The organism is Rhodocaloribacter sp. (genome assembly GCF_056451265.1).
The window spans coordinates 1-24877 of record NZ_JBWOPL010000035.1 but is presented as its reverse complement, the minus strand read 5'-3'; the positions used below and the strand labels follow the sequence as shown (position 1 = coordinate 24877).

Sequence of the window (24877 nt, the reverse complement as noted above, 5' to 3'; positions counted from 1 at the left end):
ACGAAAACATGAGCGCTCACCCGTGCGAGGCGCGATACCGCTCGACGAGCCCGAAGACGGCGACGCCGTAGGCGACCGCAACGTTCAGCGACTGCTTCACGCCGTACTGAGGGATTTCGAGGGCAAAGTCGGCCTTCTCGACAAGCTCGTCCCGGACCCCGTGCACCTCGTTTCCGACGATCAGGCACAGCGGAAAATCCGATTCCTGAACCTTCGAAACGGGGGTAGGGGTGTCGGTGATTTCGAGGACGGCAAGGGTGTACCCGCGCATCCGGAGCGCCTCCACGGCTTCGAGCGGGTCGGGGACATGGGTCCACGGGACGGTGTCCTGGGCGCCGAGCGCGGTTTTGTGCAGCCCCGGATGCTCCGGTGTCCCGGTGATGCCGCCAAGGTACAGATGCTCGATGCGCGCCGCATCCGAGGTGCGAAAGATGGAGCCGACGTTGTACAGCGAGCGCACGTCATCGAGCACGACGGCGATGGGATGGCGGGGAAGCGCGGCCAGCGCGCGGGGATCCGGCCTGGGAATCTCGGCGTGTTTGAGTTTTCGCATAGATCGGGGTGTGTGGAGAAAACTTCGCGGCGCTTTTCGTAGCTTACCGGCCGCTCGGAAACGATAGCATGAAGTATTCCCCGACACGATGAACGTTTCCATCGGCGACCAGACCCCCTTTATCCCGAAGCTCGAGGATCCCAATACCGGACAAAAATCCCATGATGCGTTCGACCTGTTTTACCCGTTTTACCCGTTTTCTCGGCCCGATAGTGTTTGCGGGCCTCCTGGTGCTGCCGGGTTGCCGGACGCTGCGCGAAGTGGCATCCCTTCGAAAAGTCAACTTCGACCTCGATCGCGTTTCAGACGTCCGGCTCGCCGGGATCGACGTCTCCCGCATACGCTCGTACGAAGACCTCGGCGTGATGGACGTGGCCCGACTGACGGCCGCCGTCGCCACGAAAAAGCTCCCGCTCGATCTCGTCGTGCACGTGCGTGCCGAAAATCCGGCCGAAAATGGCGTCACTGCCCGTCTCGCCCGTCTCGAATGGACGCTTCTCCTTGACGATCAAGAGACCGTCAGCGGCGTTTATGAGAATCCGGTGGCGCTGACGCCGGGTGGGGCAACGGATCTCCCGGTCGCCGTCAGCCTCGATCTTGTCCGGTTCATCGATAAGAGCGCCCGCGACCTCGTGGAACTGGCGCTGGCCGTTTCGGGACAGGGAGGATCGCCCAAACGCATCCGTCTGAGGGCGACGCCGACCGTCGAGACGCCGCTCGGACCGATACGGTATCCGAATCCCATCACGATCGTCAGCCGGGAGGTCGGGTCCTGAGCGCCTGCCTTTGCCCGGATGCGCAAGCGCCTCCATGCGCAATTCATGAGCCGTCCCGGACGTTTTATTGCGGTACAGGTGTGGAATCGTTAATTTGATTTTCTGAACAAAGCTGAAGCACACTTGATCATCGCAATCGACGGTCCCAGTGGATCGGGGAAAAGCACGACGGCGCGAAAGCTGGCGCAGCGGCTCGGGTATCTTTATCTCGATACCGGGGCGATGTATCGCGCCATCGCGCTCGCGTTTCTCCGGTCCGGTATGGAGCCCACCCCGGACAACGCGCGCAAGCTTCTGGCCCATATGCGGCTGGACGTTGCCCACGAGGACGGCGGCATGCGTATCCTGCTCGACGGCGAGGACGTCTCCGACCTCATCCGTACGCCCGAGGTGAGCGCCATGGCGAGTCGCGTCAGTGCGCTCGAGCCGGTGCGCAGCAAAATGGTGACCGCTCAGCGCCGGATCGCACGCGAGTTCGTCGCCAAAGGGGGCGGCGTCGTGGTGGAGGGGCGGGACATCGGTACGGTGGTCTTCCCCGACGCCGAGGTGAAAGTCTTCATGGTGGCGGATCCGCTCGAACGGGCTCGCCGCCGACAGGCGGAACTGAAGGCGCGCGGGCGCACGGTCGATCAGGAGCGCGTGCTCGCCGAACTCGAACAGCGGGACCGGCAGGATGCGGAACGGGCGCTGGCCCCTCTTCGCAAAGCCGAAGACGCCATCGAGCTCGACACCACGAACCTGACGCCGGATGAGCAAGTTGCATTTATTTTTAAAAAGGTTAGGGAACGGATACAGGCATCTAAGGTTTAGGAAACCTTGCTAATCGCGGCTTACACCGGGAGGCACATGCTTCCACACGGGTGAAGCCATTTTTTTCACGCGGAGCAATCCGCATAAACCGGTCCGGCAATCGGGACGAGGAGCGGCTGCCGGGTACATTCACTAAATGGAGGAAGGGCGGTGTCGTTACTCCTCATCTCGCAGGTCGAGACTCAGCGACAAAGCCCGGAGAAACACACATGGCTGAAGACCAGCAAAAAAACGAAACAGCAATTCAGTCTGAAGCAGAAGCTACGTCAGAGAAGGAGACCGAAGTGGTAGTCGAGACGACTGTCGCACAGCCCGAGGCTGCTCCGGAGACCGAAGCGACGGCGGAAGCAGCGCCCGAAGCCGAAGCGACGGCGGAAGCAGCGCCCGAAGCCGAAGCGACGGCGGAAGCAGCGCCCGAAGCCGAAGCGACGGCGGAAGCAGCGCCCGAAGCCGAAGTGACGGCGGAAGCAGCGCCCGAAGCCGAAGCGGCGGCGGAAGCAGCGCCCGAAGCCGAAGTGACGGAGGGAGCCGCCTTCGAAGAGAACGCGTTCGAAGGCTATACCGGAGAGATCACCGGCAAGGTGATCAAGCTGGAGGATCTCCAACATATAGAGGAAGAAGCCGAGCAGGAACCTCACTACGAGGAACTGATGAAGCTCGTCGAGCAGACCCTGACCAACGTTTCCGAGCACGAAATCGTCAAGGGGCGCGTGGTCAGCATCGGCGAGAAAGACGTCGTCATCGACATTGGCTTCAAAAGCGACGGCATCGTCTCGAAGAATGAGTTCGACGAAGAGCTCACGCCCGGCGACGAAGTAGAGGTTTACCTCGAACGGATCGAGGATTACCAGGGGCAGCTCGTCCTTTCGAAAACGAAAGCCGACACCGTCAAGCGCTGGCGTCGGATCGAGGAGGCTTACGAGAACGAGGAGGTGCTCGAAGGAACCATCATTCGCCGGATCAAGGGCGGCATGATCGTCGAACTGCTCGGCGGTATGGAAGCCTTCCTGCCGGGTTCGCAGATCGATGTTCGCCCTGTGCGTGACTTCGACGCGTACCTCGACAAGCGGATGGAGTTCAAGATCGTCAAGCTCAACCCCGCGAACGAGAACATCGTCGTCTCCCACAAAGCCCTCATCGAGAAGGATCTCGAAGCGCAACGCCAGAAGATCCTCTCCACGATGGAGCCGGGACAAATTCTCGAAGGGACGGTCAAGAATATCACCGACTTCGGGGTCTTCATCGATCTCGGCGGCGTGGACGGTCTCTTGCACATCACGGACCTCTCGTGGGGCCGCGTCTCGCATCCGTCCGAACTGGTCAGCCTCGACGAGAAACTCAACGTCGTGGTGCTTGACTACGACAAGGAGCGCCAGCGGATCTCGCTCGGCCTGAAGCAGCTCCAGCCGCATCCGTGGGAGAACATCAATGAGAAATACACGGCCGGCGACGTGGTTGAGGGCAAGGTGGTCTCGATCACGGACTACGGCGCCTTCGTTGAGCTCGAGAAGGGCATCGAAGGTCTCGTCCACATCTCGGAAATGAGCTGGACCGAGCACATCAAGCACCCGAGCCAGATGGTCTCCCTGGGGCAGATCGTCAAGGTCAAGATCCTCAATATCGACTTCGAGGGCAAGAAGATTTCCCTCGGCATGAAGCAGCTCGAACCCGATCCGTGGGAAAACATCGCCGACCGGTATCCGCCGGGAACGGTGCTTCGCGGAAAGGTTCGGAACATCACGAACTTCGGCGTCTTCGTCGAGATCGAGCCGGGTATCGACGGGCTCGTCCACATCAGCGACCTGTCGTGGACGAAGAAGATCCGTCATCCCAGCGAGATGGTGAAGAAGGGGCAGGAGATGGACGTGGTGGTGCTGAACATCGATCCGAAGGAGCGCCGCATCTCGCTGGGCCACAAGCAGGTCGAGACCAACCCCTGGAACCAGTTTGCGAACGTCTACGCCGAAGGTTCCGAGACGGAAGGCACGATCACCCGTGTGGAGGACCGGGGCGTGGGCGTCGAACTCCCGATGGGTGTCGAAGGCTTCATCCCGATCAGCGAGTTGAAAAACCGCGTGAACCATCGCGAGCATTACAACATCGGCGACGAGTTGACGGGGCTCACGGTCATCCGGTTCAATGCCGGGCAGAAGGAGATCATCCTTAGCGAGGTGGCCGCCGAACGCGCCAAAGAACGCGCCGAACGCGAGCGTGAGCATCGCGAGCGCCGCCAGGAACGCGTCCGCGAGCGCAAAGAAGTCGATCGCTTCAAGAAATCGGCGACGGGTCCGACGACCCTCGGCGAACTCAGCGGTCTGGCCGATTTGAAGGCCAAGCTCGAGAAAGCGGAAGCTGAGGCTGCCCAGGCTCCCGAGGTTGAGGCTGAGCCGGAAGCTCAGGCGGAGAAAAAGTCTAAAGCCAAAGCCAAAGCCAAAGCGAAGGCTGAGCCGGAAGCCAAGGCTGAGCCGGAAGCGAAGGCCGAGCCGGAAGCCAAGGCTGAGCCGGAAGCCAAGGCTGAGCCGGAAGCGAAGGCCGAGCCGGAAGCGACGGCCGAGCCGGAAGCCAAGGCTGAGCCGGAAGCGAAGGCCGAGCCGGAAGCGAAGGCCGAGCCGGAAGCGAAGGCCGAGCCGGAAGCGGAGGTTGCAGCGAAGATCGAAGCAGAAGTCGAAGCGGCGGACGGTGAAGCGGCTGAGGCGGAAGCGGAAGAGAAGAGCTGACCGGGTTTTCGGTCACAAACATGAAGAGAGCGGGCGACGGTTCTAAAGAGCCGTCGCCCGCTTTTTTTATTCACCAAAAAAGGAGCCGCCCGACGAAGCCGGACGGCTCACACCCACAGAGATCGTCTGATGTGTTGACGAAGAGGAGTGACGGCAAGATAGAACGCGGGGCAGCGTCTGAGATTAACGAATCATCAAGATCCTGCCGGGTCAAACGGCATTCGGAAGTGCGGTCAGCGTAGACAGGATGCGGCCGGCAGGGTCGGGATGCGTGTCCGGGACGAACGCTTGCCCCGTGACGGCCTCAAACAGTTCGACGTACCGTCGGGCCACCTCGACCCGGAAGGCGTCGGGGAGGTCGGGGAGACGCTGACCTGCTTTCCCCTGAAAGCCGTGCGCCATGAGCCACTCGCGGACGAATTCCTTCGAAAGCTGGCGTTGCGGTTCATCCCGGGCCAGGCGCTCTTCGTACGTGTCGGCGTAAAAGTACCGGGATGAGTCGGGTGTGTGCACCTCGTCGATGACGACGTATGATCCCTCGGGCGTGCGTCCGAACTCGTACTTCGTGTCGACGAGGATGAGGCCGCGCCGGGCCGCCATCTCCGTGCCCCGAGCGAAGAGCGCAAACGCCATGGCCGCGAGGTGGTCGAACGTAGCCGCGTCGAGGATGCTGCGTTCAAGGATCTCCGCGCGGCTGATGTCGAGATCGTGACCGGCGGCGGCTTTGGTCGTGGGGGTGAGTATCGGGGCGGGGAGGCGGCTGTTGCGCCGCAGCCCCTCCGGCAACGGCACACCGCAGAGCGTTCGCCTCCCGGCCGCATATTCCCGCCATGCGTGGCCCGCAAGGTATCCGCGGACGACGAACTCGACGGGCACGGGCTCGCACCGCACGGCGATCGTCACATTCGGGTCCGGGACGGCGAGGACGTGGTTCGGGGCAACGTCCGCCGTGCGTTCGAAGAAGTAGGCCGCCAGTTGGTTGAGCACCTGACCCTTGAACGGGATCGTTTGCCGGAGCACGTGATCGAAGGCCGAGATGCGGTCGGTGGTGATGAGTATGAGGCGGTTGCCCGAACGGTACGTATCGCGCACCTTGCCCCGGTATTTTTCGCCGAGCTCGGGGAAGTCGGTGGCCCGAAGGGTGTGCTCGAGTTGTTTCAGGAAAAGGTCTTCGCGCATGGGAGGGGAGCTTGTGCCGGAGGAGGAGGGGCGGTTCAGTCACTGCGTCGGCTCGAGCGGCGCACGCGAAGCTTCGGCGTAACCAGTTCCGCGAGGGGCGGATCGGCGAGCGCGCCGGACATCCGTTGGAGGAGCTGGTCTGCGGCGCGCTGTCCGATGGTCTGCATGTCCTGATCCATACTCGTCAGGCCGATGAACTGGCTGGTCTTGATGTCGTCGTAACCCACGATGGCGATGTCGTCCGGCACTTGTCTGCCATTGTCGATGGCGGCTTTCCAGGCGCCGATGGCCTGCACGTCGCTGCTGGCAAAGACGGCGGTGACGGGAGGCGCGAGGCTGAGGAGAGCCTCCATCGCTTCGTATCCGGCTTCTTCGCTGAACCCGGCGTGCTTCATCGTGTGTCCGCTCGAGAGGAGCGCTTCGTCGTAAGGGATGCCGGCGGCTTCGAGCGCCTCGCGATAGCCCTGCACGCGGCGGTTCTGGAGCGGGCTGCCCGTGTTCGTCTTGATCATGCCGATGCGCCGGTGCCCCAGCTCGATGAGGTGCTCGACGGCCTGCCGCGCCCCCGCGACGTCGTCCCAGTAGAAGCTGTCGAACTCGTCCCGGCGAGACCCGATCAACACGACGGGCGCGTGGAGCGCGTGCAGCTCCTGCGCAATCTCGTCGTTGACGTCCACGCCCGCGAGCAAAAGCCCGTCCACCGCGCCGCGTTTGAGGAAGTTCATCAACGACTGATGCCGCTTCTTCGAGCCGAGGTCGCAAAGGAGCAGATCCACGTCCTGATCCCGCAGCCGCGACCGGATGCCCTTCATCAACTCGATGTGAAAGGGCGTCGTGAACGTGGGGAGGGCCACGGCGAGGAGATGGGTCGCCTGTTGCGCAAGGTTTTTCGCCGTGCGGTCCGGCCGAAACTTCAGCGTCTCGATGGCCTTGAGCACGCGCGCGCGCGTCTGGTCGGACACGTCTTCCGAGTTGTTCAGCACCCGCGAAACCGTCGAGATGGCGACGCCCGCATGCTCGGCGACGTCGTAGATGGTGACCTTGTTCTTTTGTTGGGGCATAACTTCTAACGACAGAGTGAACTCGGGTTCAGGCGGACGTCTTTCCTGCGCCGTAATGTATAATCCTACGTTCCGGCGGTTGCCTAAAAATAGGAAGGATTTTGCGGAGATTCATTATTTTTCAAAATGATAACATGAGAAGGGGCTAATTTTCCTTATTCCTCGAGTGCCGGAGTGTTACCGGGCGGGGGCTTCCACGTCTTTGATAAGATGACGGGCGCCTTCGAACATCCGCACAGCGCGCTCGGATTCGGGGAATCTTGAGAAACAAAGCCTGCCTCAATCCTTTATGCGAAAGGGAGCGTCGTTTTGATCCACCGAACCGGCTTTATTATGGAGACGAAGATCATCGAGGATGAACAAGAGGAAGCGGCCACTCCCGGGCGGGTGAGGCTGCCCATCGAGGGGATGACGTGTGCGGCGTGCGCGACGCGGATCGAACGGAAGCTCTCCAAACTCACCGGCGTGGAGGGCGCGAGCGTCAATTATGCGACGGAGGAGGCGTACGTTTCGCTCGGACCCGAACGCCCGCCGCTCAAGGAGATCGTCGACACCGTCATCCGGACGGGCTACGGCGTGCGGACGGCCGTGGCGGAGACCATCCTCGACGATCCGGAGAAGCTTCCGGCGCTCAAGGCCGAACTTGAACGGCTCAACGGCATCCTCAGCATTGACACGGCGGGCGAAGGGCCGGTCGCCGTGCGTGTGCGATACATCCCCGGCGTCACCGACCTGAGCCTCGTCGAACAAGCCTTCTCCCGGTATGCGGGCGTCTCTGCGGCGCAAGCGGTTGTGGAGGAGGACGCCGTCGAACGCCTCGAAGCGGAGCAGGAGGCACGCTATCGGGACATGCGGCGACGCTTCATCGGGGCGGCCCTCCTGACCCTCCCCGTGTTCGTCCTCTCCATGTCGGGGGGAGCGCTCGACTTCCCCGGCGTCGAGTGGGTGCAATTGATCCTGACGACGCCGGTCGTCTTCTGGGCCGGTGGGGTCTTCTTTTCCCGCGCGTGGAATGCGCTCCGGCACGGCGCTGCGGACATGAACACGCTCGTGGCGCTCGGCGTCGCATCGGCGTACGGGTACAGCCTCGTCGCTGTCTTCTTCCCCGAGCTTTTCCGGTCTGCCGGACAGGAGCCTGCGGTCTACTTCGAGGCGGCGGCGGTCATCGTCACGCTGATCCTTCTCGGTCGACTCCTCGAAGAGCGCGCCAAGAGCCGCACGGGCGCGGCCATCCGGAGCCTCGTGCAGCTGCAGCCGGAGACGGCCCGCGTCCTCCGGGACGGACGTGAAGTGGTGATTCCGATCACCGAGATCCGGCTCGGCGATCGCGTGGTGGTGCGCCCGGGCGAGCACATCCCCGTGGACGGGCAGATCCTCGAAGGCGCCTCGGCGGTCGATGAGAGCATGATCACCGGCGAGCCGATGCCGGTCGAGAAGCAGGCAGGCGACGAGGTCATCGCGGGGACGATCAATACGACGGGGGCGTTCGTCTGCGAGGTGACGCGTCTCGGAAAGGACACGATGCTTCAGCAGATCGTCCGTCTCGTGCAACAGGCGCAGGGGAGCAAGCCGCCGATTCAGCGCCTGGCGGACCAAGTGGCGGCCATCTTTGTGCCGGCGGTGCTCGTCATCGCGCTCGGTGTGTTCGCGATATGGTACGTTGCGGGGCCGGAGCCGCGCCTCACGCACGGACTGCTTCGCTTCGTGACGGTGCTCATCATCGCGTGTCCCTGCGCGCTCGGGCTCGCCACGCCGACGGCCATCGTCGTCGCCACCGGACGGGCCGCGGCGCTCGGCATCCTCATCCGCGACGGCGCGGCCATCGAGACCGCCGGCGCCGTCGATCACGTCGTCCTCGACAAGACCGGAACCATCACCGAGGGGCGCCCCGAGCTTTCGGACGTGCTCCCCTTCGGCGACGTCGCGACGGACGAACTCCTGCGTGTGGCGGCTTCCGCCGAGGCGCTCTCCGAACACCCCATCGCACGCGCCATCGTGGCGGCGGCGGAAGCGCGCGGCGTAGCCATCGCGCCCGTGGAAGCGTTCACCTCGGCCACCGGGCTCGGCATCGAAGTGCGTCAGAACGGGGCGGAGATTCTCGTGGGGAATGAAGCTTTTCTGCGGAAGCACGGCCTCCGCGTCGAGAAGCGCGAGGCCGTCGAGGCGCTGTATGCGGACGGGAAAACGGTGGTGTTCGTGGCGCGCGCGGGGCAGGTGCTCGGCGTGCTCGCCGTCGCCGACGTCGTCCGGCCCACCTCGCGCGAGGCGGTCGAGGCTTTCAAGGCGCTCGGTGTCGTGCCGGTGATGGTGACGGGCGATGCGCCGCCCGCGGCGCCCCCGGTGGCCCGCAGGGGCGGGATCGAACAGGTGCGGGCCGGAGTGCTCCCGAAAGACAAAGCGGCCATCGTCGCCGAACTTCAGGCGGGCGGGCATCGGGTGGCCATGGTGGGCGACGGCATCAACGACGCCCCGGCGTTGGCGCAGGCGGACGTGGGCATCTCCATCGGGGGCGGCACGGACATCGCCATCGAGGCGAGCGACGTCACGCTCATGCGCGGCGACCTCATGGCGGCGGTCGAGGCCTTTCGGCTCTCCCGGCGCACCATGCGCACGATCCGGCAGAACCTTTTCTTCGCCTTCATCTATAACGTGATTCTCATTCCGGTGGCCGCGGGCGCGCTCTATCCGACGCTCGGCCTGCTGCTCAGCCCGATGATTGCCTCCGGCGCGATGGCGATGTCGAGCGTCTCGGTGGTGACGAACAGCCTCCGGCTCCGGAGTTTCGGACGAGAGAAGCACAAATAACCGTTATTGCAATGAAAGAAACCCTGAAAATCAGCGGCATGAGCTGTCATCACTGTGTGCGCGCGGTCGAAGAAGCGCTCAGCGGCGTCGACGGCGTCGAAGTGACGCGTGTGGTGATCGGTGAAGCAGACGTCTCATACGACCCCGAGAAGGTCGATCGCGCGCAACTCGTAGAGGCCGTCGCCGAAGAGGGGTACACCGTCGAGGGATGATCGGGAGGCTTCAGCGCTCGCGCCTGGAAACGGGGGCCGGGCCGGCTTTCCGGGCGAGTTGCAGGCTCCGGTGGAGGATCTCTTTGCTGAGCGCCCAGTAGCTCTCGGCGATGCGGGGGTCGTGGGCGTATTCGAAGATCGACTGCGCCTGCTCCGGCGCTTCGGCAGCCTCGATGTGAAAAGGGATCTCCGAAAGCATCACCCGGTCCCGGAAATGTTTGCGGAGGTACGTCACGCGCTCGAACGTGGACGGGTCCCGGTAATCGACCATCGAGAGGACAATGCCGAGGAGCGGCGGGAACGGGTGCTCGGGATCCTGCAGGCGTTGCAAGGTGCGAAAGAGGTTCCCCATGCCCTCGATGGCCAGGTGATGGGGCAGGAGCGGAATGACGTACGCATCCGAGGCCAGCAGCGCGTTGTGCGAGAAGATCGTGAACGTAGGCGCGCAGTCGATGAAGATGAAGCCGTACGTCTGGCGCAACGGCGCAAGGGCTTCCCGGAGGCGCAGCGGAGCGCCGGGGAGGTTGGCGAGTCGCTTCATCCCCTGGATCATCTCGATCCCGCCGGAGAGCAGGTCGAGTCCCGGCACTGCGGTCGTGCGGACGGCCGCTCGCACGTCGCCACCGTCGCAGAGCACCCTCACGAGTGAGGCGGCGTCTTCGGAGGCGGCGTCTTCGGAGGCGGGTTGGAGCGAGAGCGAGGCCGAACCCTGGCTGTCGAGGTCGATGAGGAGCACGCGCGTCCGCAGGGAGAGGGCGGCGGCAAGGTTGACGGCGAGGGTCGTCTTACCCACACCGCCCTTGTTGTTGATGAGCGATAAGACCGTCGGTGGCGGAAGGGTCGGGCGGGCCGGGATCGGGGCGGGATCGGCGGCGCCTTTCGCATACCGATAACGAGGCGCGGGACGTTCCCGTCCGAGGAGGTTCTTGAACTGGAAGAATCGCTTCATGCGGCGCGGGCTCACGTTAATTCGGTGCCGCCCTCTATCTACGGAAAATTCCTGAAAAATAGGAGTCCGACACGCAAACGCACCCCGTTCGCCGTCACGGCGCTCGCGCTCCCCACGTTTTTTTGCGCAGCCCTCGCATCGGTGAGACGCGTTTCATCTCCGAAACAGGCGTCGAAAGCAAGTCATCCCCGCAATACGCTTCGAGACCGAGTCCTCTCCGCCCCCCGGCTCTCCGCCTGTGCGGAACAGACCGGGCGGGGGGAGCCGGAGAGGGCGGCCCTGTGAAGATCAGGCGGGTGGGGCTTCGGAGCCTGCGCGGAGGGCTTCGAGCATCTCTTCCACGCTCGTGAACTTGACGCGGGGCCGGCCCACGGCCTTGCCGCGCTCGATCTCCAGGGCGTCGAGGCGTTTCCAATCCTCGAACGTGACGAAGTCGGGCTGATGCGTGCGAACGAGCCGTTCGGCGGCCTCGGCGGTTGGCTCCTCCGGTTCCCAATGGCGTCCGGCGTTCACGTCTTCGAGCAGCTTTTCGACCGTCTCGACGGCGTCCGCCTTGTTCGTTCCGATGACGCCGGTGGGGCCTCGCTTGATCCATCCTGCCGCATAAAGGCCCGTCACGGGCGTGTGCGTCTCCGGGTCGATGACGCGGCCCTCCTCGTTCAGGATGACGCCCCACCGGTCATGGAACGGGACGCCGGGCAGGGCCACGCCCCGGTACCCTACGGAGCGGAAAAGCAGCTCCACGGGCAACTCCTCGAAAACGCCGGTGGGCCGGGGACGGAGCCGTCCGTCGTCAGCCTTGTACAACTCGTTTCGCACGAGCTTGACCCCCGAGACGTGCCCGGTATCGTCTCCGTGCACTTCGACCGGGGAGACCAGAAAACGGATCGTGAGGAGCCGGGATTTCCCGGTGCGGGGACGGTGCGCCCACTCCTGAATGAGGGCGACCTTCTTGAGTTTGTCGCGCGCGCCGTCGGCTTCGAGTTCTGCTTTGCTGAGCGGGTCGAGTTCGGCTTCTTCCGGCGGCACGTACACGTCGGCGTCGGACATCTCGCCGAGCTCTTTCGCCTCGGGAAAGGTGAACGCCGCCTGAGCGGGACCCCGTCGCCCGAGCATGAAGACCTCCTTGACGCGGCTCTTGCGGAGGGCATCGAGCGCATAGTCGGCGATGTCGGTCTTTTCGAGTTCCTCCGGCGTGCGGCACAGGATGCGCGCCACGTCGACGGCTACGTTGCCCACACCCACGATGGCTACGCGCTCTCGGGTAAGGTCGAACGTCAGGTCGCGGTACTCGGGATGGCCGTTGTACCAGGCCACGAACTCCGTGGCGGAATGGCTGCCGTCGAGGTCCTCTCCGGGGATGTTGAGATGACGGTCCACCTGTGCGCCGGTCGTGAAGATGACGGCGTGATAGTGCTTCCGGAGGTCGTCGAGCAAGAGATCCTTTCCGAACTCCACGTTCCCGAAGAAGCGGAAGCCGGGCCGTTTCGCGGTCTTCTCATAGATCCGCGTGACGTTCTTGATCTTTGGATGATCGGGAGCGACGCCGTAGCGGACAAGCCCAAAGGGGGTCGGGAGCTTGTCGAAGAGGTCCACCTCGACGGTCAGGTCGGGCTGTTTGAGAAGGTGTTCGGCGGCGTAAAAGCCTGCCGGGCCCGCGCCGATGATGGCCACGCGCAGGGGATGGGAAGGGGTGCCTACTGCGCTCATGCGATTCGTGCGTCTGGTGAGAAAGGGCCGGAGCCTCCCCGCGATTCGGGAAAAGACGCCCCAAAGGTATCAAAGCCCGTCGCCGACGGCAAGTGGGGGAACCTTGATTCGGAGCGTCAGGGCTTGTCCGATCCTTCGTGCCGGAGAAAGAGCGCTCGTTTCCTCCCCGCCTCTGGGTAAGGATTCAGAAACCCGGACGCTGCTTGTGGGTATTCTCGGGTGTTCCGGCCTCTCTAGGCGCCCTTCCAACGCATCGCCGCCGCCCTTGCCCTTCGATACGACCCACCCGGTGGATCATCCTCTTTCCCGATAGCCAACCGAAACGATCCTCGTTTTGCGGCGAACTATGGCTGTGCGTTGCGTCGTTCTCTTGCTTCTGCTCTACGTTTGCGCCTGTTCCGGCGGCGCATTCGGACAGACTCCCGGCGGCGGCTTTCGCGATGACGGCCTCCGGCGCGACACGCTCGCCGCACAGCCTACCTCCCCATACGTGATCGCGCCGTTCGTCTTGCCCGGCTCGGTGACGGTGCGTCTCGACGGACGCACGCTCGCGCCCGACGAATATCGATTGGACCATCGCACGGGAGAACTCTGGCTCCTCGCTCCCGTGTCCGGTCCCGAGAGCCGGCTCGTCGTCACATACCGGACGCTCCCGTTCGCGTTCAAGGACGTGTATCGCCGCCGGAGCATCACGCGTCTCGACCGCGTCGACTCGACGGGCGCGGTGGCCGTCGTGCGGGAAGAGCGGCAGCCGGTCGGCGGTGCGGATCCGTTCGCCGGGCTTCGGCTGCAAAGGAGCGGCTCCATCACGCGCGGCATCCTCGCCGGAAACAATCGGGATGCGACGGTCGAGTCGGGACTGCGCCTCCAGCTTGCGGGCGAGATCGTGGAGGGCGTCACCGTTCAGGCCGTGCTCTCGGACAAAAACACGCCCATCCTTCCCGAGGGCACCACACAACGGCTGAACGAGTTCGACAAGGTCTTCATCGAGGTCCAGGCGCGAGCGGGCAAGGCGCAACTCGGCGACTTCGACCTTGCCTTCCGCGGGAGCGAGTTTGCCCGGCTCTCCCGGAAGCTTCAGGGCGTGAGTGTGAGCGGCACGCTGCCGGCCTTCACGCGAGCCTTTGGCGGCGGTTCGGTCACGGCGGCGGGCGCGACGGCGCGCGGCATCTTCCGCTCGCAAGACGTCACGCCCATCGACGGCATTCAGGGGCCGTACCGGCTCGAAGGCCAGAACGGCGAGCGCTTCATCATCGTCGTGCCCGGCTCGGAGATCGTCTACCTCGACGGGCGGAGGCTTACCCGCGGCGAGACGAACGACTACACCATCGACTATGCCACGGGCGAAGTGACGTTTTCCCCGCGCAACCTCATCACGTCCGACCGCCGGATCACGATCGAGTTTCAGTACACGACGAATCAGTTCACCCGGACGCTCGTCGGTTCGAACGTGGATCTCTCGTTGTGGCCCGGGCGCGAGGGGGCGGCCCGCGCCCATCTCGGCGCGACGTTCATCCGGGAGGCAGACAGCCGACAGTTCGAGGAGGAGTTCGGCTTCACGAGTGAGGATTCGATGCGCGTGGCCCGCTCCGGAGACGGTCCGGCGACGAGCACCGGAGCCGAGCGCGTGGTCTTCGATCCGGAGGCGACGTTCGTGCAGTACGTGCGAGAGGCGCGCACCGGCCCGGACGGCTCCGTCGACACCGTCTTCGTCGCGCTCGAGAGCGCACCGCCGGATACGGTGGCGGTGTACCGCGTGCGCTTCACGCGGGTGGGCGTGGGGAACGGGCGCTACGTCCGCGTCGGGCGATCGGTCAACGGCATCCTGTACGAATACCGGGGGCCGGGACTCGGCGAATACGAACCGGTGCGCCTGCTTCCGAAGCCCAAACAGCAACGCCTCTTTGACCTTCGCGGGGGCTTCGAACCGATCCGGGGCGTCGAGGTGTACGGCGAATGGGCAAACTCGCTCAACGATCTCAACCGCCTCTCGAACCTCGACGCCGAGGACGACGTCGACGATGCCTACCTGGCGGGCGTACGTCTCCAACCGACGCCGCTTATTTTCGGCGACCATGACCTCGGAAAGATTTCGGCTTCGTTCCGTCGCCGCGTCACCGGGGCCTTCTTCGTCTCCTTCGACCGCACGCGCCCCGTCGAGTTCGGGCGGAAGTGGAACCTCCTCACGCGTACGGTCGACGCCACCGGGGGCGCGCGCGACAGCGGCGACGAGCGGGTGGACGAAGGCGAGATCCGATACGATCCGACGCCGCAGTCTTCGTTTCGGGGCGCGTGGGGCCGCATCACCCTCGGCGACACGTTCACCGGTGTGCGTCGGGCTTTCACGCTCCGTTCGGAGGAGCGCCGCCTGCCCCACGCCGACGCAACGGTCGAGTACATCGACAGCCGGGACGCGCGGGTGGGAGAGGGTGGGACATGGCTCCGCACCCGGGGGAACGTGCGGAAACCGCTCCTGGGCGGGCGGCTCGTGCCGCGCTTCGAGGTCGAACAGGAGCGGCGCGAACAGGCGACGCTCGGCACGGACAGCCTCACGGCCTCATCGTTCGCCTTCGTCGAACTTCGCCCCGGGATTGCGTGGACGACCGAACGAACGGAGATCGGCGTCGAACTCGAGCGGCGCACCGAACAACTCTGGGCCGGCGGCGCCCTCCGCGATGCCGCCGCCGCCACGACGCTTCAGACAAACCTGAATTATCGCCCGAGCGCTTCCTTCAGCACGAACGCCAACCTCGGTTTTCGGGTGCGCCGGTTCAAGGAGTTTTTTCGCGTGAACCAGAAGCGGGAGAACAGCGAGTCGGTGGTGCTTCGGTGGAACATGGATGCGCGGCCCTTCGGTCGCGCCGTGCGTGTCAACTGGCTCTATGACGCGCAGACCGAGCGCACCCCCATCCTTCAGGAGATCTACGTTCGGACCGGGCCGGAACTCGGACAGTTCGTGTGGGAGGATGACAACGGCAACGGAGTCATCGAGGTGGACGAGTTCATCCCGGAACGCGTGCCCGACGAAGGCACGTACGTTCGCACGTTCATCCCCTCCGATTCGCTGACCTCGGTCATCAGCGTACAGGCGAGGGTGCGGCTCGAACTCGACCCCGCGCGCTTTTTCGGGAAAGACGCCGAAGGGTGGCGGAAATGGCTCTCACAGGTCTCCACCCGAACCGTCTTCGAGGTCCAGGAGAAGAGCCGAGAGCCGGAGCTCAGACAGATCTATCTGCTCAACCTGCGGCGTTTTCGGGACCCGTTGAACACGCTGAACGGGCGGTTGCGGATCGGGCAGGACGTCTATCTCTTCCGGAACGTCACGCGGTACGGTCTGGACGTCTCGTTCACGCAGGTGCGCGGGCTGACGGAGCTCTCGGCCGGAGAGGAGACGCGGTTCCTCAACGTCTGGCGGGTGGAGGGCCGCTACCGCCCGGCGACGCGGTGGAGTTTCCGTTTGACGACATCCCGGGAACGCAACCGGGTGGTGAGCGAGGCGTTCGCCTCACGGCGATACGACATCACGCGGGTGACCGTGGAGCCGAAAATTTCTTTTCAGCCGTCCCGGTCGATGCGCCTTTCCGCCGGCTTTGCGCTCGCACGTAACGACGACGCCCTCGGCGATCGACGCGCCGGCGTTCTCCGCATCCCCGTCGAGGGTCGGTATAATTTCGTGCAACGATTCCAGATCACCACGCGCTTCGAGGCCGCCCGCGTCACCCTCGACGGCGCGGCGAGCGGGCTGGCGCAGTTCGAACTCACCGATGGCCGCGGCCCCGGCACGTCGTTCCTGTGGGGCGTCAACGGCCAATATGCCCTCAACCGCTTTCTCCGCGCCTCGTTTTCCTACGACGGCCGCGCGCCTTCCGGGGCGCCCGTGCTCCACACGGTGCGGATGCAGCTGAGCGCGGTTTTTTAAGCCGGGCGTTCGAGGGTCACTTCACCCGTCGCCACACTTCGATGTACCGGTGATCGCCGAGACCGCCCGAATGATACCACAGCGAATCGCCTTCGAGTCGGCATTCAAACACGAAGTCGAGCCCCACGTTGGCCGGGATGGCGCTGTAATCAACCATCTCGGTATAGATGCCGTCGTGGAGCGTATACCGGCCGCCCTGCGCGTGGATGAAATTATCCGCCGACTGCCGGATGAACATCCAGTGTGTATCGTTGATGACCTTCAGCGTGGGCGCAACCTGATAGTTGGGATCGCTCTCGAAGCCGCCGGTGAGCGCCTCCGACTGATCGTCGATGGACACCAGTTCCCATGAGCCGACGAGGCTCGGGCACGGGTCCACGGGATCGAGCATGGAAGCGTCCTCGACCGGTTCGTCGGTGGTCTCGGCATTGCCTTCGGAGGAAGCGCCGCCGCAGGCGCCGACCGTGAGAATGATGAGAAGGACCAGGGTGGGAAGCAGAAAATGTCGCATGGCAAGCCCTCCTTTACGATGGAACGTACGGACCCCCCGCCCGAAGCATGGGCGGTCCCGTCGATCTATCTCAAGCCGCCCGGGTAGGCCGGGCGGCGTTGTTTTCGTGAAGGAGCGCGGCGACCATCGTTACTTCTCGACTCCGAAATCGGTGATCGTCACGTCGAGATTATGGTTGACGCGGAAGCCCACGACGCCGTCGGTGTTGAGCATCGGCGCGCGGTCGAAGGCGGCCACTTCGGCGCCGTTGACGAGGAAACGCACGCGGTTGGGCTCCGAGCGGACGGCGAGCGTGTTCGAGGCTTTGCCTGCGTCATCGGCTTTGTGAACGGCCTCGTGCGCGGTCCATGCGGTGAGTGTGTGGGTCTCGCTTCCCGCGCGGTGCTTGATGAGGTATTCTCCGGTCTGTCGGACGAGGAAATAGAGATAGTCCTGCCCATCCTGGTCGAGATTCTTACCTCCCACGATGAGACCGTACGCTTCGGGGTGCCGGGGCGCTTTGTTCTGCGTGAAGGTTGCGTGCGCGGTGTATGCGCCGGAAGCCGTCATCTCCGGCTTGTAAAAAATGGCAGCCGGACCGAGGACGACGTGATATCCGTGCTCCATCTTCATGAACCGGACATCGTCCATCGACGACCCGCGATCCGTGCGCACGTGCCATCCTTCGGGGATCGCACCGCCCCCCTCAACGGCCTCGTCGGGATCATCGCCGTGCATGTGTTCTTGCGCCGCCACCGGCGCTGCGAGAACGAGGAAGAAGAGAAGCGTACAGAAGGGCAATCGCATGGTCATGGGTCGTTCGGGGATGGTTGATGGTGGAGTGGGGGAGCCGGGAACCGGAGAGACACCCGTGCGCCGGCATATACGTATCCAACGATACGGCTCTTCATAGGTTTTCCACAAGAGACCGTTTTCCGCAGATAAGCGCCGGGGCGCTGACGAAATCGAGACGATGGGGTCGGTATGCGCGGGATCGGCCGAAGGCGCCGCCGTGGAGGTGATCGGACGCGGTCAAGCGGACCGGACGCGCCTTCGGCCGGTCGCCGGGGTCAGTCAGCGAGGGTCTCGAAGAGATGGAAGGCGTGTCCGAGGTCCACGTTGCCGCCGCTGATAAGGACGCCGACGCGCTTTCCCGGAGCGGAGACGATGCCTTCGAGGAGGGCTGTGGCCGCGAGCGCCCCCGTCGGCTCCACGACGACCTTCAGACGTTCCCACAGGAAAAACATGGAGCGGAGCAGCGCTTCGTCGGAGACCGTCACCATGTCGTCGACGAGGCGGAGGACGAGCGGAAAGGTGATCTTTCCGAGGTACGGCGTGCGCGCGCCGTCGGCGATCGTGTCGGGGTTGTGGACGGTTTGCAGGACGCCCGTACGGAAAGAGCGTGTGGCGTCGTCCGCGTTCTCCGGCTCTACGCCGATGACGCGGCAGCCGGGCGAGAGGGCGCGGGCGGCGAGGGCGCTGCCCGAGAGCAGTCCGCCGCCGCCGCAACAGACGAGCAGGACGTCGAGCGGACCGACGTCTTCGAAGAGTTCTTTCGCCGCCGTCCCTTGCCCGGCCACCACGTGCGGGTGATCGTAAGGGGGAATGATCGTCAGGCCGCGTTCGTCGGCGATCTCCCGGGCCAACTCCTCGCGCGAGCATTCCGCCGGGTCATATGTGATGATTTCCGCGCCGTAGCCTCTCGTAGCCGCCAGCTTCACCGCCGGTGCGTCGCGGGGCATGATGATGGTGGCGGGAATGCCGAGGAGTCGCCCGGCCAGCGCCACGGCCTGGGCGTGGTTGCCCGAGGAATAGGTCAGCACCCCGCGCCGCCGACTCGCTTCGGGCAGGCGCGAGAGGGCGTTATAGGCCCCGCGAAACTTGAAGGCCCCGGTGCGCTGAAGGTTTTCGGCTTTGAAAAAGACCGTCGCGTTCGTGCGGGCATGCACCGTGCGCGAGGTGAGCGCAGGGGTGCGATGGGCTATGCCCGCGAGCCGGTCCGCTGCCGCACACACGTCGGCGTACGTTACGGGCAAGCCCTCGGAGGGAAGAGAAGGCACGGCGATAGGCTCCTTCGTGATCGGTTACGCTTCGGAGGCCGCTCCGTCGCCGCTCGACTGCTCTTCGGCATGGGTTTCGGTCTCGGCAGGCAGCTCAACGGCTTCGGTCGCCTCGCGTTCGATCACCACGTCGATATCCGTGACGAGGGCTGCAATCGCTCCGATGGCCGCAAGAACCGGGCTGATAAACAGGGCGGCTGCCGCGCCACCGACGCCGACCGAAAGGGGAAACTCCATGAGCACGCGCTCATCTTTCTTGAGGATGACCCGGCGGGCGTTTCCTTCCTCGAGGATGTCGCGCACCCGATCCACGAGTTGTTTGCCCTCAACCCTAATGCGCTCGATGATGACCGGCGGCTTCTCTTTCTGAGTCATGGCAGAATCATATTTTTGGTGTAAAAGGATGAACTATGGCTGTGCGGTGGCGAAGCATTCCAAGGTACTGATCCCATCGTCGGAAATCATGCGGAAAACGCAGATCTGGCGAGGTGGGATCCGTTCCAGATGCGTCGATGATCCATGACGCCGCACGTGGTCTCCCGTTCCGTTTCCGCAGGGACGAAGAGAATGTTTCATCGGGCGCCGCAGTGGTAAGGAAAGGAGCGAGGCGAGCCGATAACGTGGATGGGGGAGAGTCACCGACATCCTTGCCGTTTCCGTATTCCGGCACAGGGGTTGTCGCAGGGAGAGAGGTGCGGTTCAAAACCACTCGAAAAGCATCCGAACAGGGCTTAAGAACACCGATAGCCTTGCCGATACCGGCAATGAATTCCGGGAGAGGGAAAAATTGGGTCTGGAATTGGGAAATGCATGCTTAAGTCTTTTCGGGCGAAGGCCGATAAGAGCTAGGGAGTTCCGGTGAAGCCAAGCAAAGGATCCGGATAAAGCACCTTATTGAAAAGAACCGTACGTCAAACTAACACAACCTAGGAGGCTCAGTCATGGGTCAACAACAACTTCTTCTTCTTGTTCTCGGCATCGTCATCGTGGGTCTCGCGGTCGTCGTCGGTATTCAGGCTTTCAGTGAAAACCAGAAGAAAGCCAACTCGGACGCGCTCGTAAACGACGCGATCCGCATTGCCAGTGATGCCCAGGCCTGGAAGCTCAAGCCGGCGGCCTTCGGCGGCGGCGCGGATGCATCGGGCTGGACCGGCTTCACGCTCGAGCAGGTCGGTTACACGACTTCGGGCGGCGTCTACACGAACCTCAATGGCCAGTTCCAGATCACCTCGGCGGACGCCTCCGGTGTCATCATTCAGGCGAACAGCCTCACCGACAGTGGGAACGACAACCAGGTCGTCGTCACCGTTACGGGCACGACCCCGGATGACATCACGACTGTTGTCACGACGGTGGATGATGCCGGTTCGTCGTCGTAAGGCACGGCTCGCATTGTTCTAAAGACAAGAAGCATGGCGGCATCCTTGCTATGGGCGGGCTCTGCCCCAGCAAGGATGCCGCCTTCTTTTTGTCTGTGAGTGAACCAGGGACCATCGTTTTTCAAACTTCAGTTCGGTAGTCCGATATGGGGCAGCAGCAACTCCTTCTCTTGGTGATCGGCATCATAATAGTGGCTATTGCAGTGATGGCAGGGCTCTACGCTGTGCAGACGAAGTTCAAACAAAGCATCGCAGACAACCTTGTGGATCGGAATTTATCCATAGCTACCGACGCCGTCTTCTGGAAAACGAAACGGGATCCGTTCAATGGAGGGAACGCGGAATATTCCGGATTAGAGACCGACGGCATGCAGACTCTTTTCCTCGGAGAGGAAACCAAACAGGGAAAATTTAAGATCACGCTGGCTACGGCAAACCGCCTGGAGATCACGGCGGTGTCTCTGCGCTATCCGGAGATCGGCGTGCGGACCTACGTCACCGATTATTCCATCGATTCGACGGTGATTTCCTACGACAGCACCATCACGTTCTAGCGATCGCTCTCACCTTTCCACCCCACCCCATTACCCACCTCGCCCAAACCCGAAAAAGTCATGGCAGGCGTCAGGGAGTTCAAGTTCATCGGCACCGGGCAAAACGGCCAACCCGTTCAGGGAACCGTCTTCGCGCAGTCTCGGAGGGCCGCGCAAAAAAAGATTACGACGCTGGCGGAGAAGCACAATTTCCGGCTTCAGGAGGTCAAGCAGCGCCAGATTTACCTGTACAAGGTCAAGCATCCCAACGGAAAGGTCGTTTCGGGAGAGCAGAAGGCATTTTCTCCCGAGGAGATCGAGACGGCGCTTCAGAAGATGGGTCTCGAAGTGCTCAAGGTTCAGCGCAAATTGTTGAATGTTCAGCGCAAACCACCTCGCCAGGACATGATCATGTTCGTGCGCCTGGCGGCCAACTTGCTCAAGGAAAAGCTGCCCTTCGACGAAGTGCTCAACCTGCTCGTCAACGATGTGTCCTCGCGCAGCCTGCGGCAGGTGATCCGAGACCTCAACGCAGACCTCAAGGGAGGGATGGAAGCCCAGCAGGCTTTCATGAAGCACCAGCACATGCTCGGCAAGTTTACCGCGTACATGCTCGGCATTGCCTCCCGCAGCGGCAACATGTCTGAGATCTATGAGGCGACGGCGCGTTTTCTCGAACGACAGAACGAGTTCAACAAAAGCGTCCGGAGCGCCATGGTGACGCCGGTCATCACCCTTATGGTGCTCATGGCCGCCTTCGTCTGGTACGTCTGGTATATCTTTCCACAGACCGCAGGACTGTTCGAAGGCTTCGGCATCGAATTGCCTCCGCTGACTTCGAAAACGCTGGCCTTCTCCAAGTGGCTCGATAATAACTACATCTGGCTCTCGTTCCTCATTTTTACCTCCATCGGCTCGTTCATCGCCTTTATTCGAACACCCAAAGGGAAGTTCATCATGCATCGGACCATGATCCGAATTCCGGGGATCGGGAGTCTTTTGCACAAGCTCAACATCGAGATTTTCTGCCGGGTGTTCGGTGTGCTCTATTCCGGCAGCGGCGACAACATCAGCGTGATCAAGATTGCGGCCGAGGCCTGCGGAAATACGTACATGGAGCATCGGATCAAAACGGTCACCGTGCCAATGATGGTGGCGCAGGGCGCCGAACTAGTGCGGTCCATGGAGGCCAGCGGGGTGTTTACCCAGATGGCGCTGGCGCGTTTTAGAAGTGGTTCCGAAACGGGAAACGTGCGCAACAGCGCCATCCAGATGGCGGACTATTACGAGAAGGAGACGACGTTGAAGCTGAAGTCCTCCGTAGAGACGATCCAGACGGCGGTGGCCATCATCATCACGATCGCCATCATGTTCCTGACGATCATCTCTTCCGAGATCGCGCTCATTCAGCCGTCGAGCACAGACATCATGAATAAATAGGCCCCGCATCCTTCCATATTGTCTCCCCCCGAAATCATGGCCCGTGGACGTAAGATGCCCAGCAAAAACAAAGCGGGAGTAGCCGCTCCGGACTCCTCTGAACGAGGAGGGTCCAGGGTTCGCCGAGAACAGCCTTCCGGCATCGTTTTCGGGGCGGATCGCCCCGCGGAGCCGGGACTGGGATCGAACCTCGACGAGGAGATGCTGGGAGATATCTGGGATGAGTTGCTCGATGAGTTGACTACGCTGGGGGTCGGGGAGGAGGTGGAGGACGCTCCGGATCTATCAGTGGAAGTCCTCGAAACGCTGGAGTCCGAGGCTCCTGGCGACGACCGTTCGAGCACCACAGGGACCTTCAAGGTCGAAGAGAATCATCCGGCAGTCGCCGGGAGCGCCGGGAATGCGTCTCCCGAAGCGGGAAACGCGTCGGAGGAACGGCCCCGCACGCCCGATACAGAGGTCATCGACGACGAACTCGTTCGAGAACTCGTGCGGAAGGGGCTCGTCCGCAGGTCCCGGGTGCAGACAGCCCTCCGGATGCAACCCGAAGGGATGCCGCTCTGGCGGATGCTCGTGGCGCAGTCGGACGTCGACATGGAGGCGATCTTCGAAGAGGTCGCGCGCTCGGAGGGCTTCAAGTGCGCCGAGGTTGATCCGTCGAGACCGTCGCCGGAGCTGATCGAAGAACTGTCGTCTCACCTCCCGGAGGGAGCGTTGACCGAGATGTTCCAACTCGGTCTGATGCCCTATGATCAGAAAAGGGACGGATCTGTCGGGGCTCCGAGCTTCATCTTCGTCACGCACGACCCCACGCGCGAAGCCATCCGGTCCTTCGTGGACCGTCTGGACCTGAACATCGAGTTGTATTATGCGCCGTCGCCTTTCGTGGCCGAGCGCATCGAGACGCTGAGGGGAGACGGGGAAGGCATCGACGCAGCGGCCCCCGCATCTTTTGGTGACGATTTCCCTGAAATGGGTGACGATTTCCCCGAAATGGGCGACCCCAGTCCCCAGCCCTTGTCGGGCGCCGACGAAGCGCTTGCTCCGGAGGAGCATCGAGGGCTCGAAGGCGCAGGGCATATCCCCGGGGAAGAGGAGGCTGAGCCGAAATCGAAGCTTCACGTCTCCGGTGCGACGACGTCCGAGGGCTCCGTTCAAGAGGGCGTCGGGGCGGCGCCAACGATGGATGACTCCGACGCACCGGTCGCGCCGAGCCCGGATGCGTCGGACGACGCCGGAGAAGGGGCGGGCGTCGGTCCGAGACCCCGTCCGACAGAGGGAAGGGGGGAGGACGTCAGAGAAGATCCTTTCGTGCTGAACCCCGAAGCGAAAGCCACCAAATCGAAGGATCGCGTGGTGACGTCCCTCATGTGGAAGCGGCAGGTGTCGCCGAAGCAGGTGGCCGAAGCCGTGCTGCGTCAGAAGGAGAGCGGCGGCAAGGAATTGCTCTGGCGGCTGCTGGCCAAAGTACCCGGCGTGGATGCGGAGCGGGTCTATGAGGAGGCGGCCCGCGTCTATGCCTTTCCGACGGCAGAGGTGAACGAGAGCCGCCCCGACCCCGAGTTCGTCATGCTCATCATGGAGACGGTGGCGGAGACGCATCGGGACGACCTCCTGAACCTGCGTCTGCTCCCGTTCGAATATGACATCGACCCACAGACGGGCGCTGCCCGGCTGATCTTCATCACGCACGACCCGGCGCGTCCGGAAGTGCATCGCATCCTTCAGGATCTAAACCTCGGCCGGTTCGAGCTCCAGTATGCGCCCGAGTCGATCATCGAGACGCTCATCGAGAAGATTTTCCCTCGTAAAAATGAGTATCTCGAGCGTATCTCGGACGACCCGATGGCGTTCGACCTCGGGACGAGCTACGACCAGCAGCAGAACGAACTCATCGACGAGGACGCGCTCGAGGCCGAGATCAGCCGCTCGTCGCTCATCAACCTGTTCGAGGCGACGCTCGTCGAAGCGGTGCGCCAGGGGGTCTCGGACATTCACATCTTCCCGAATCCGAATCGCCAGATCGAGATCCATTTCCGGGTCGACGGCCGACTCAAGCGGTGGTACACCGAAGAGAAAGTGCACCCGGAGTCGTTCCTCGCCGTGGTCAAGGACAACTCGGTCAACGTGGACCGCTTCGAGCGGGACAAGGCGCAAGACGGCTTCATCCAGCGCTGGGTCGACGGGGCGCTCATCCGCTTCCGCGTCTCGGTCTTGCCCATCGCCTCGGCCGCGCAGGAGATCCGCGCCGAGAGCATCGTCATCCGCGTGCTCGACGACCGGA

General features: G+C 63.2%; 19 protein-coding genes. 10 read left to right on the top strand and 9 right to left on the bottom strand.

Translation table 11 applies throughout. The annotated features are described in order from the left end of the window. Positions 1 to 16: 16 nt before the first annotated feature. Entirely contained in the window at positions 17 to 553 is a 537-nt protein-coding gene (locus AC1HIY_RS04995) for an RNA methyltransferase (RefSeq protein WP_479575612.1), read from the bottom strand. A gap of 161 nt (positions 554 to 714) precedes the next feature. Between AC1HIY_RS04995 and AC1HIY_RS04990 the strand changes: the two genes are divergently transcribed. The 3 genes from AC1HIY_RS04990 to rpsA all read left to right on the top strand — a co-directional run bounded on the left by AC1HIY_RS04990 (position 715) and on the right by rpsA (position 4856). Next, positions 715 to 1329, top strand: coding sequence for a hypothetical protein (locus AC1HIY_RS04990; protein WP_479575611.1), 615 nt, complete (start codon positions 715 to 717; stop codon positions 1327 to 1329). Between the two features lie 123 nt (positions 1330 to 1452). After that, entirely contained in the window at positions 1453 to 2139 is a 687-nt protein-coding gene (gene cmk / locus AC1HIY_RS04985; RefSeq protein ID WP_479575610.1) for a (d)CMP kinase, read from the top strand. Positions 2140 to 2423: 284 nt separating this feature from the next. Next, positions 2424 to 4856, top strand: coding sequence for a 30S ribosomal protein S1 (gene rpsA / locus AC1HIY_RS04980; RefSeq protein WP_479575609.1), 2433 nt, complete (start codon positions 2424 to 2426; stop codon positions 4854 to 4856). A 210-nt stretch (positions 4857 to 5066) separates the two neighbouring features. Here rpsA and AC1HIY_RS04975 read toward each other — a convergent pair whose 3' ends face one another. Next, complete coding sequence (locus AC1HIY_RS04975) at positions 5067 to 6035, bottom strand: phosphoribosylaminoimidazolesuccinocarboxamide synthase (protein WP_479575608.1); 969 nt, start codon at positions 6033 to 6035, stop codon at positions 5067 to 5069. Between the two features lie 35 nt (positions 6036 to 6070). Further along, entirely contained in the window at positions 6071 to 7096 is a 1026-nt protein-coding gene (locus tag AC1HIY_RS04970; protein WP_479575607.1) for a LacI family DNA-binding transcriptional regulator, read from the bottom strand. A gap of 333 nt (positions 7097 to 7429) precedes the next feature. Here AC1HIY_RS04970 and AC1HIY_RS04965 point away from each other — a divergent pair, with 333 nt between their 5' ends. Both AC1HIY_RS04965 and AC1HIY_RS04960 read left to right on the top strand, forming a co-directional pair. Next, entirely contained in the window at positions 7430 to 9901 is a 2472-nt protein-coding gene (locus tag AC1HIY_RS04965) for a heavy metal translocating P-type ATPase (protein WP_479575606.1), read from the top strand. A gap of 11 nt (positions 9902 to 9912) precedes the next feature. Beyond that, on the top strand, positions 9913 to 10113 hold the full coding sequence (locus AC1HIY_RS04960) for a heavy-metal-associated domain-containing protein (protein ID WP_479575605.1): 201 nt from the start codon (positions 9913 to 9915) through the stop codon (positions 10111 to 10113). Positions 10114 to 10123: 10 nt separating this feature from the next. On the opposite strand, the gene AC1HIY_RS04955 is transcribed toward AC1HIY_RS04960, so the two are convergent. Continuing rightward, entirely contained in the window at positions 10124 to 11062 is a 939-nt protein-coding gene (locus tag AC1HIY_RS04955; protein ID WP_479575604.1) for a ParA family protein, read from the bottom strand. Between the two features lie 288 nt (positions 11063 to 11350). Next, the gene (locus tag AC1HIY_RS04950; protein WP_479575603.1) at positions 11351 to 12772 is read right to left on the bottom strand and encodes an FAD-dependent oxidoreductase; all 1422 of its coding nucleotides are present in this window, start codon (positions 12770 to 12772) and stop codon (positions 11351 to 11353) included. Between the two features lie 346 nt (positions 12773 to 13118). Between AC1HIY_RS04950 and AC1HIY_RS04945 the strand changes: the two genes are divergently transcribed. Beyond that, positions 13119 to 16691 carry a hypothetical protein gene (locus AC1HIY_RS04945; protein WP_479575602.1) on the top strand — a complete coding sequence of 1191 codons (3573 nt, stop codon included), beginning with the start codon at positions 13119 to 13121 and terminating at the stop codon, positions 16689 to 16691. 16 nt (positions 16692 to 16707) lie between these two features. Here the strand turns inward: AC1HIY_RS04945 and AC1HIY_RS04940 are convergent, their stop codons facing one another. From AC1HIY_RS04940 to AC1HIY_RS04925, 4 genes are all read right to left on the bottom strand, one after another. Next, entirely contained in the window at positions 16708 to 17202 is a 495-nt protein-coding gene (locus AC1HIY_RS04940; RefSeq protein WP_479575601.1) for a hypothetical protein, read from the bottom strand. Between the two features lie 129 nt (positions 17203 to 17331). Further along, on the bottom strand, positions 17332 to 17994 hold the full coding sequence (locus AC1HIY_RS04935) for a hypothetical protein (protein WP_479575600.1): 663 nt from the start codon (positions 17992 to 17994) through the stop codon (positions 17332 to 17334). Between the two features lie 257 nt (positions 17995 to 18251). After that, positions 18252 to 19241, bottom strand: coding sequence for a threo-3-hydroxy-L-aspartate ammonia-lyase (locus AC1HIY_RS04930; RefSeq protein WP_479575599.1), 990 nt, complete (start codon positions 19239 to 19241; stop codon positions 18252 to 18254). 24 nt (positions 19242 to 19265) lie between these two features. Beyond that, entirely contained in the window at positions 19266 to 19616 is a 351-nt protein-coding gene (locus AC1HIY_RS04925) for a DUF4342 domain-containing protein (RefSeq protein ID WP_479575598.1), read from the bottom strand. 566 nt (positions 19617 to 20182) lie between these two features. On the opposite strand from AC1HIY_RS04925, the gene AC1HIY_RS04920 reads away from it, so the two are divergent. The 4 genes from AC1HIY_RS04920 to AC1HIY_RS04905 all read left to right on the top strand — a co-directional run. Then, positions 20183 to 20620: a hypothetical protein gene (locus AC1HIY_RS04920; RefSeq protein ID WP_479575597.1), complete on the top strand. Its 438-nt coding sequence runs from the start codon at positions 20183 to 20185 to the stop codon at positions 20618 to 20620. A 146-nt stretch (positions 20621 to 20766) separates the two neighbouring features. After that, positions 20767 to 21174: a hypothetical protein gene (locus AC1HIY_RS04915; protein ID WP_479575596.1), complete on the top strand. Its 408-nt coding sequence runs from the start codon at positions 20767 to 20769 to the stop codon at positions 21172 to 21174. A gap of 60 nt (positions 21175 to 21234) precedes the next feature. Further along, positions 21235 to 22593, top strand: a complete 1359-nt coding sequence (locus tag AC1HIY_RS04910) for a type II secretion system F family protein (protein ID WP_479575595.1) — start codon at positions 21235 to 21237, stop codon at positions 22591 to 22593. 201 nt (positions 22594 to 22794) lie between these two features. Continuing rightward, on the top strand, positions 22795 to 24877 hold a 2083-nt coding region (locus tag AC1HIY_RS04905; protein ID WP_479575594.1), incomplete at its 3' end, for an ATPase, T2SS/T4P/T4SS family.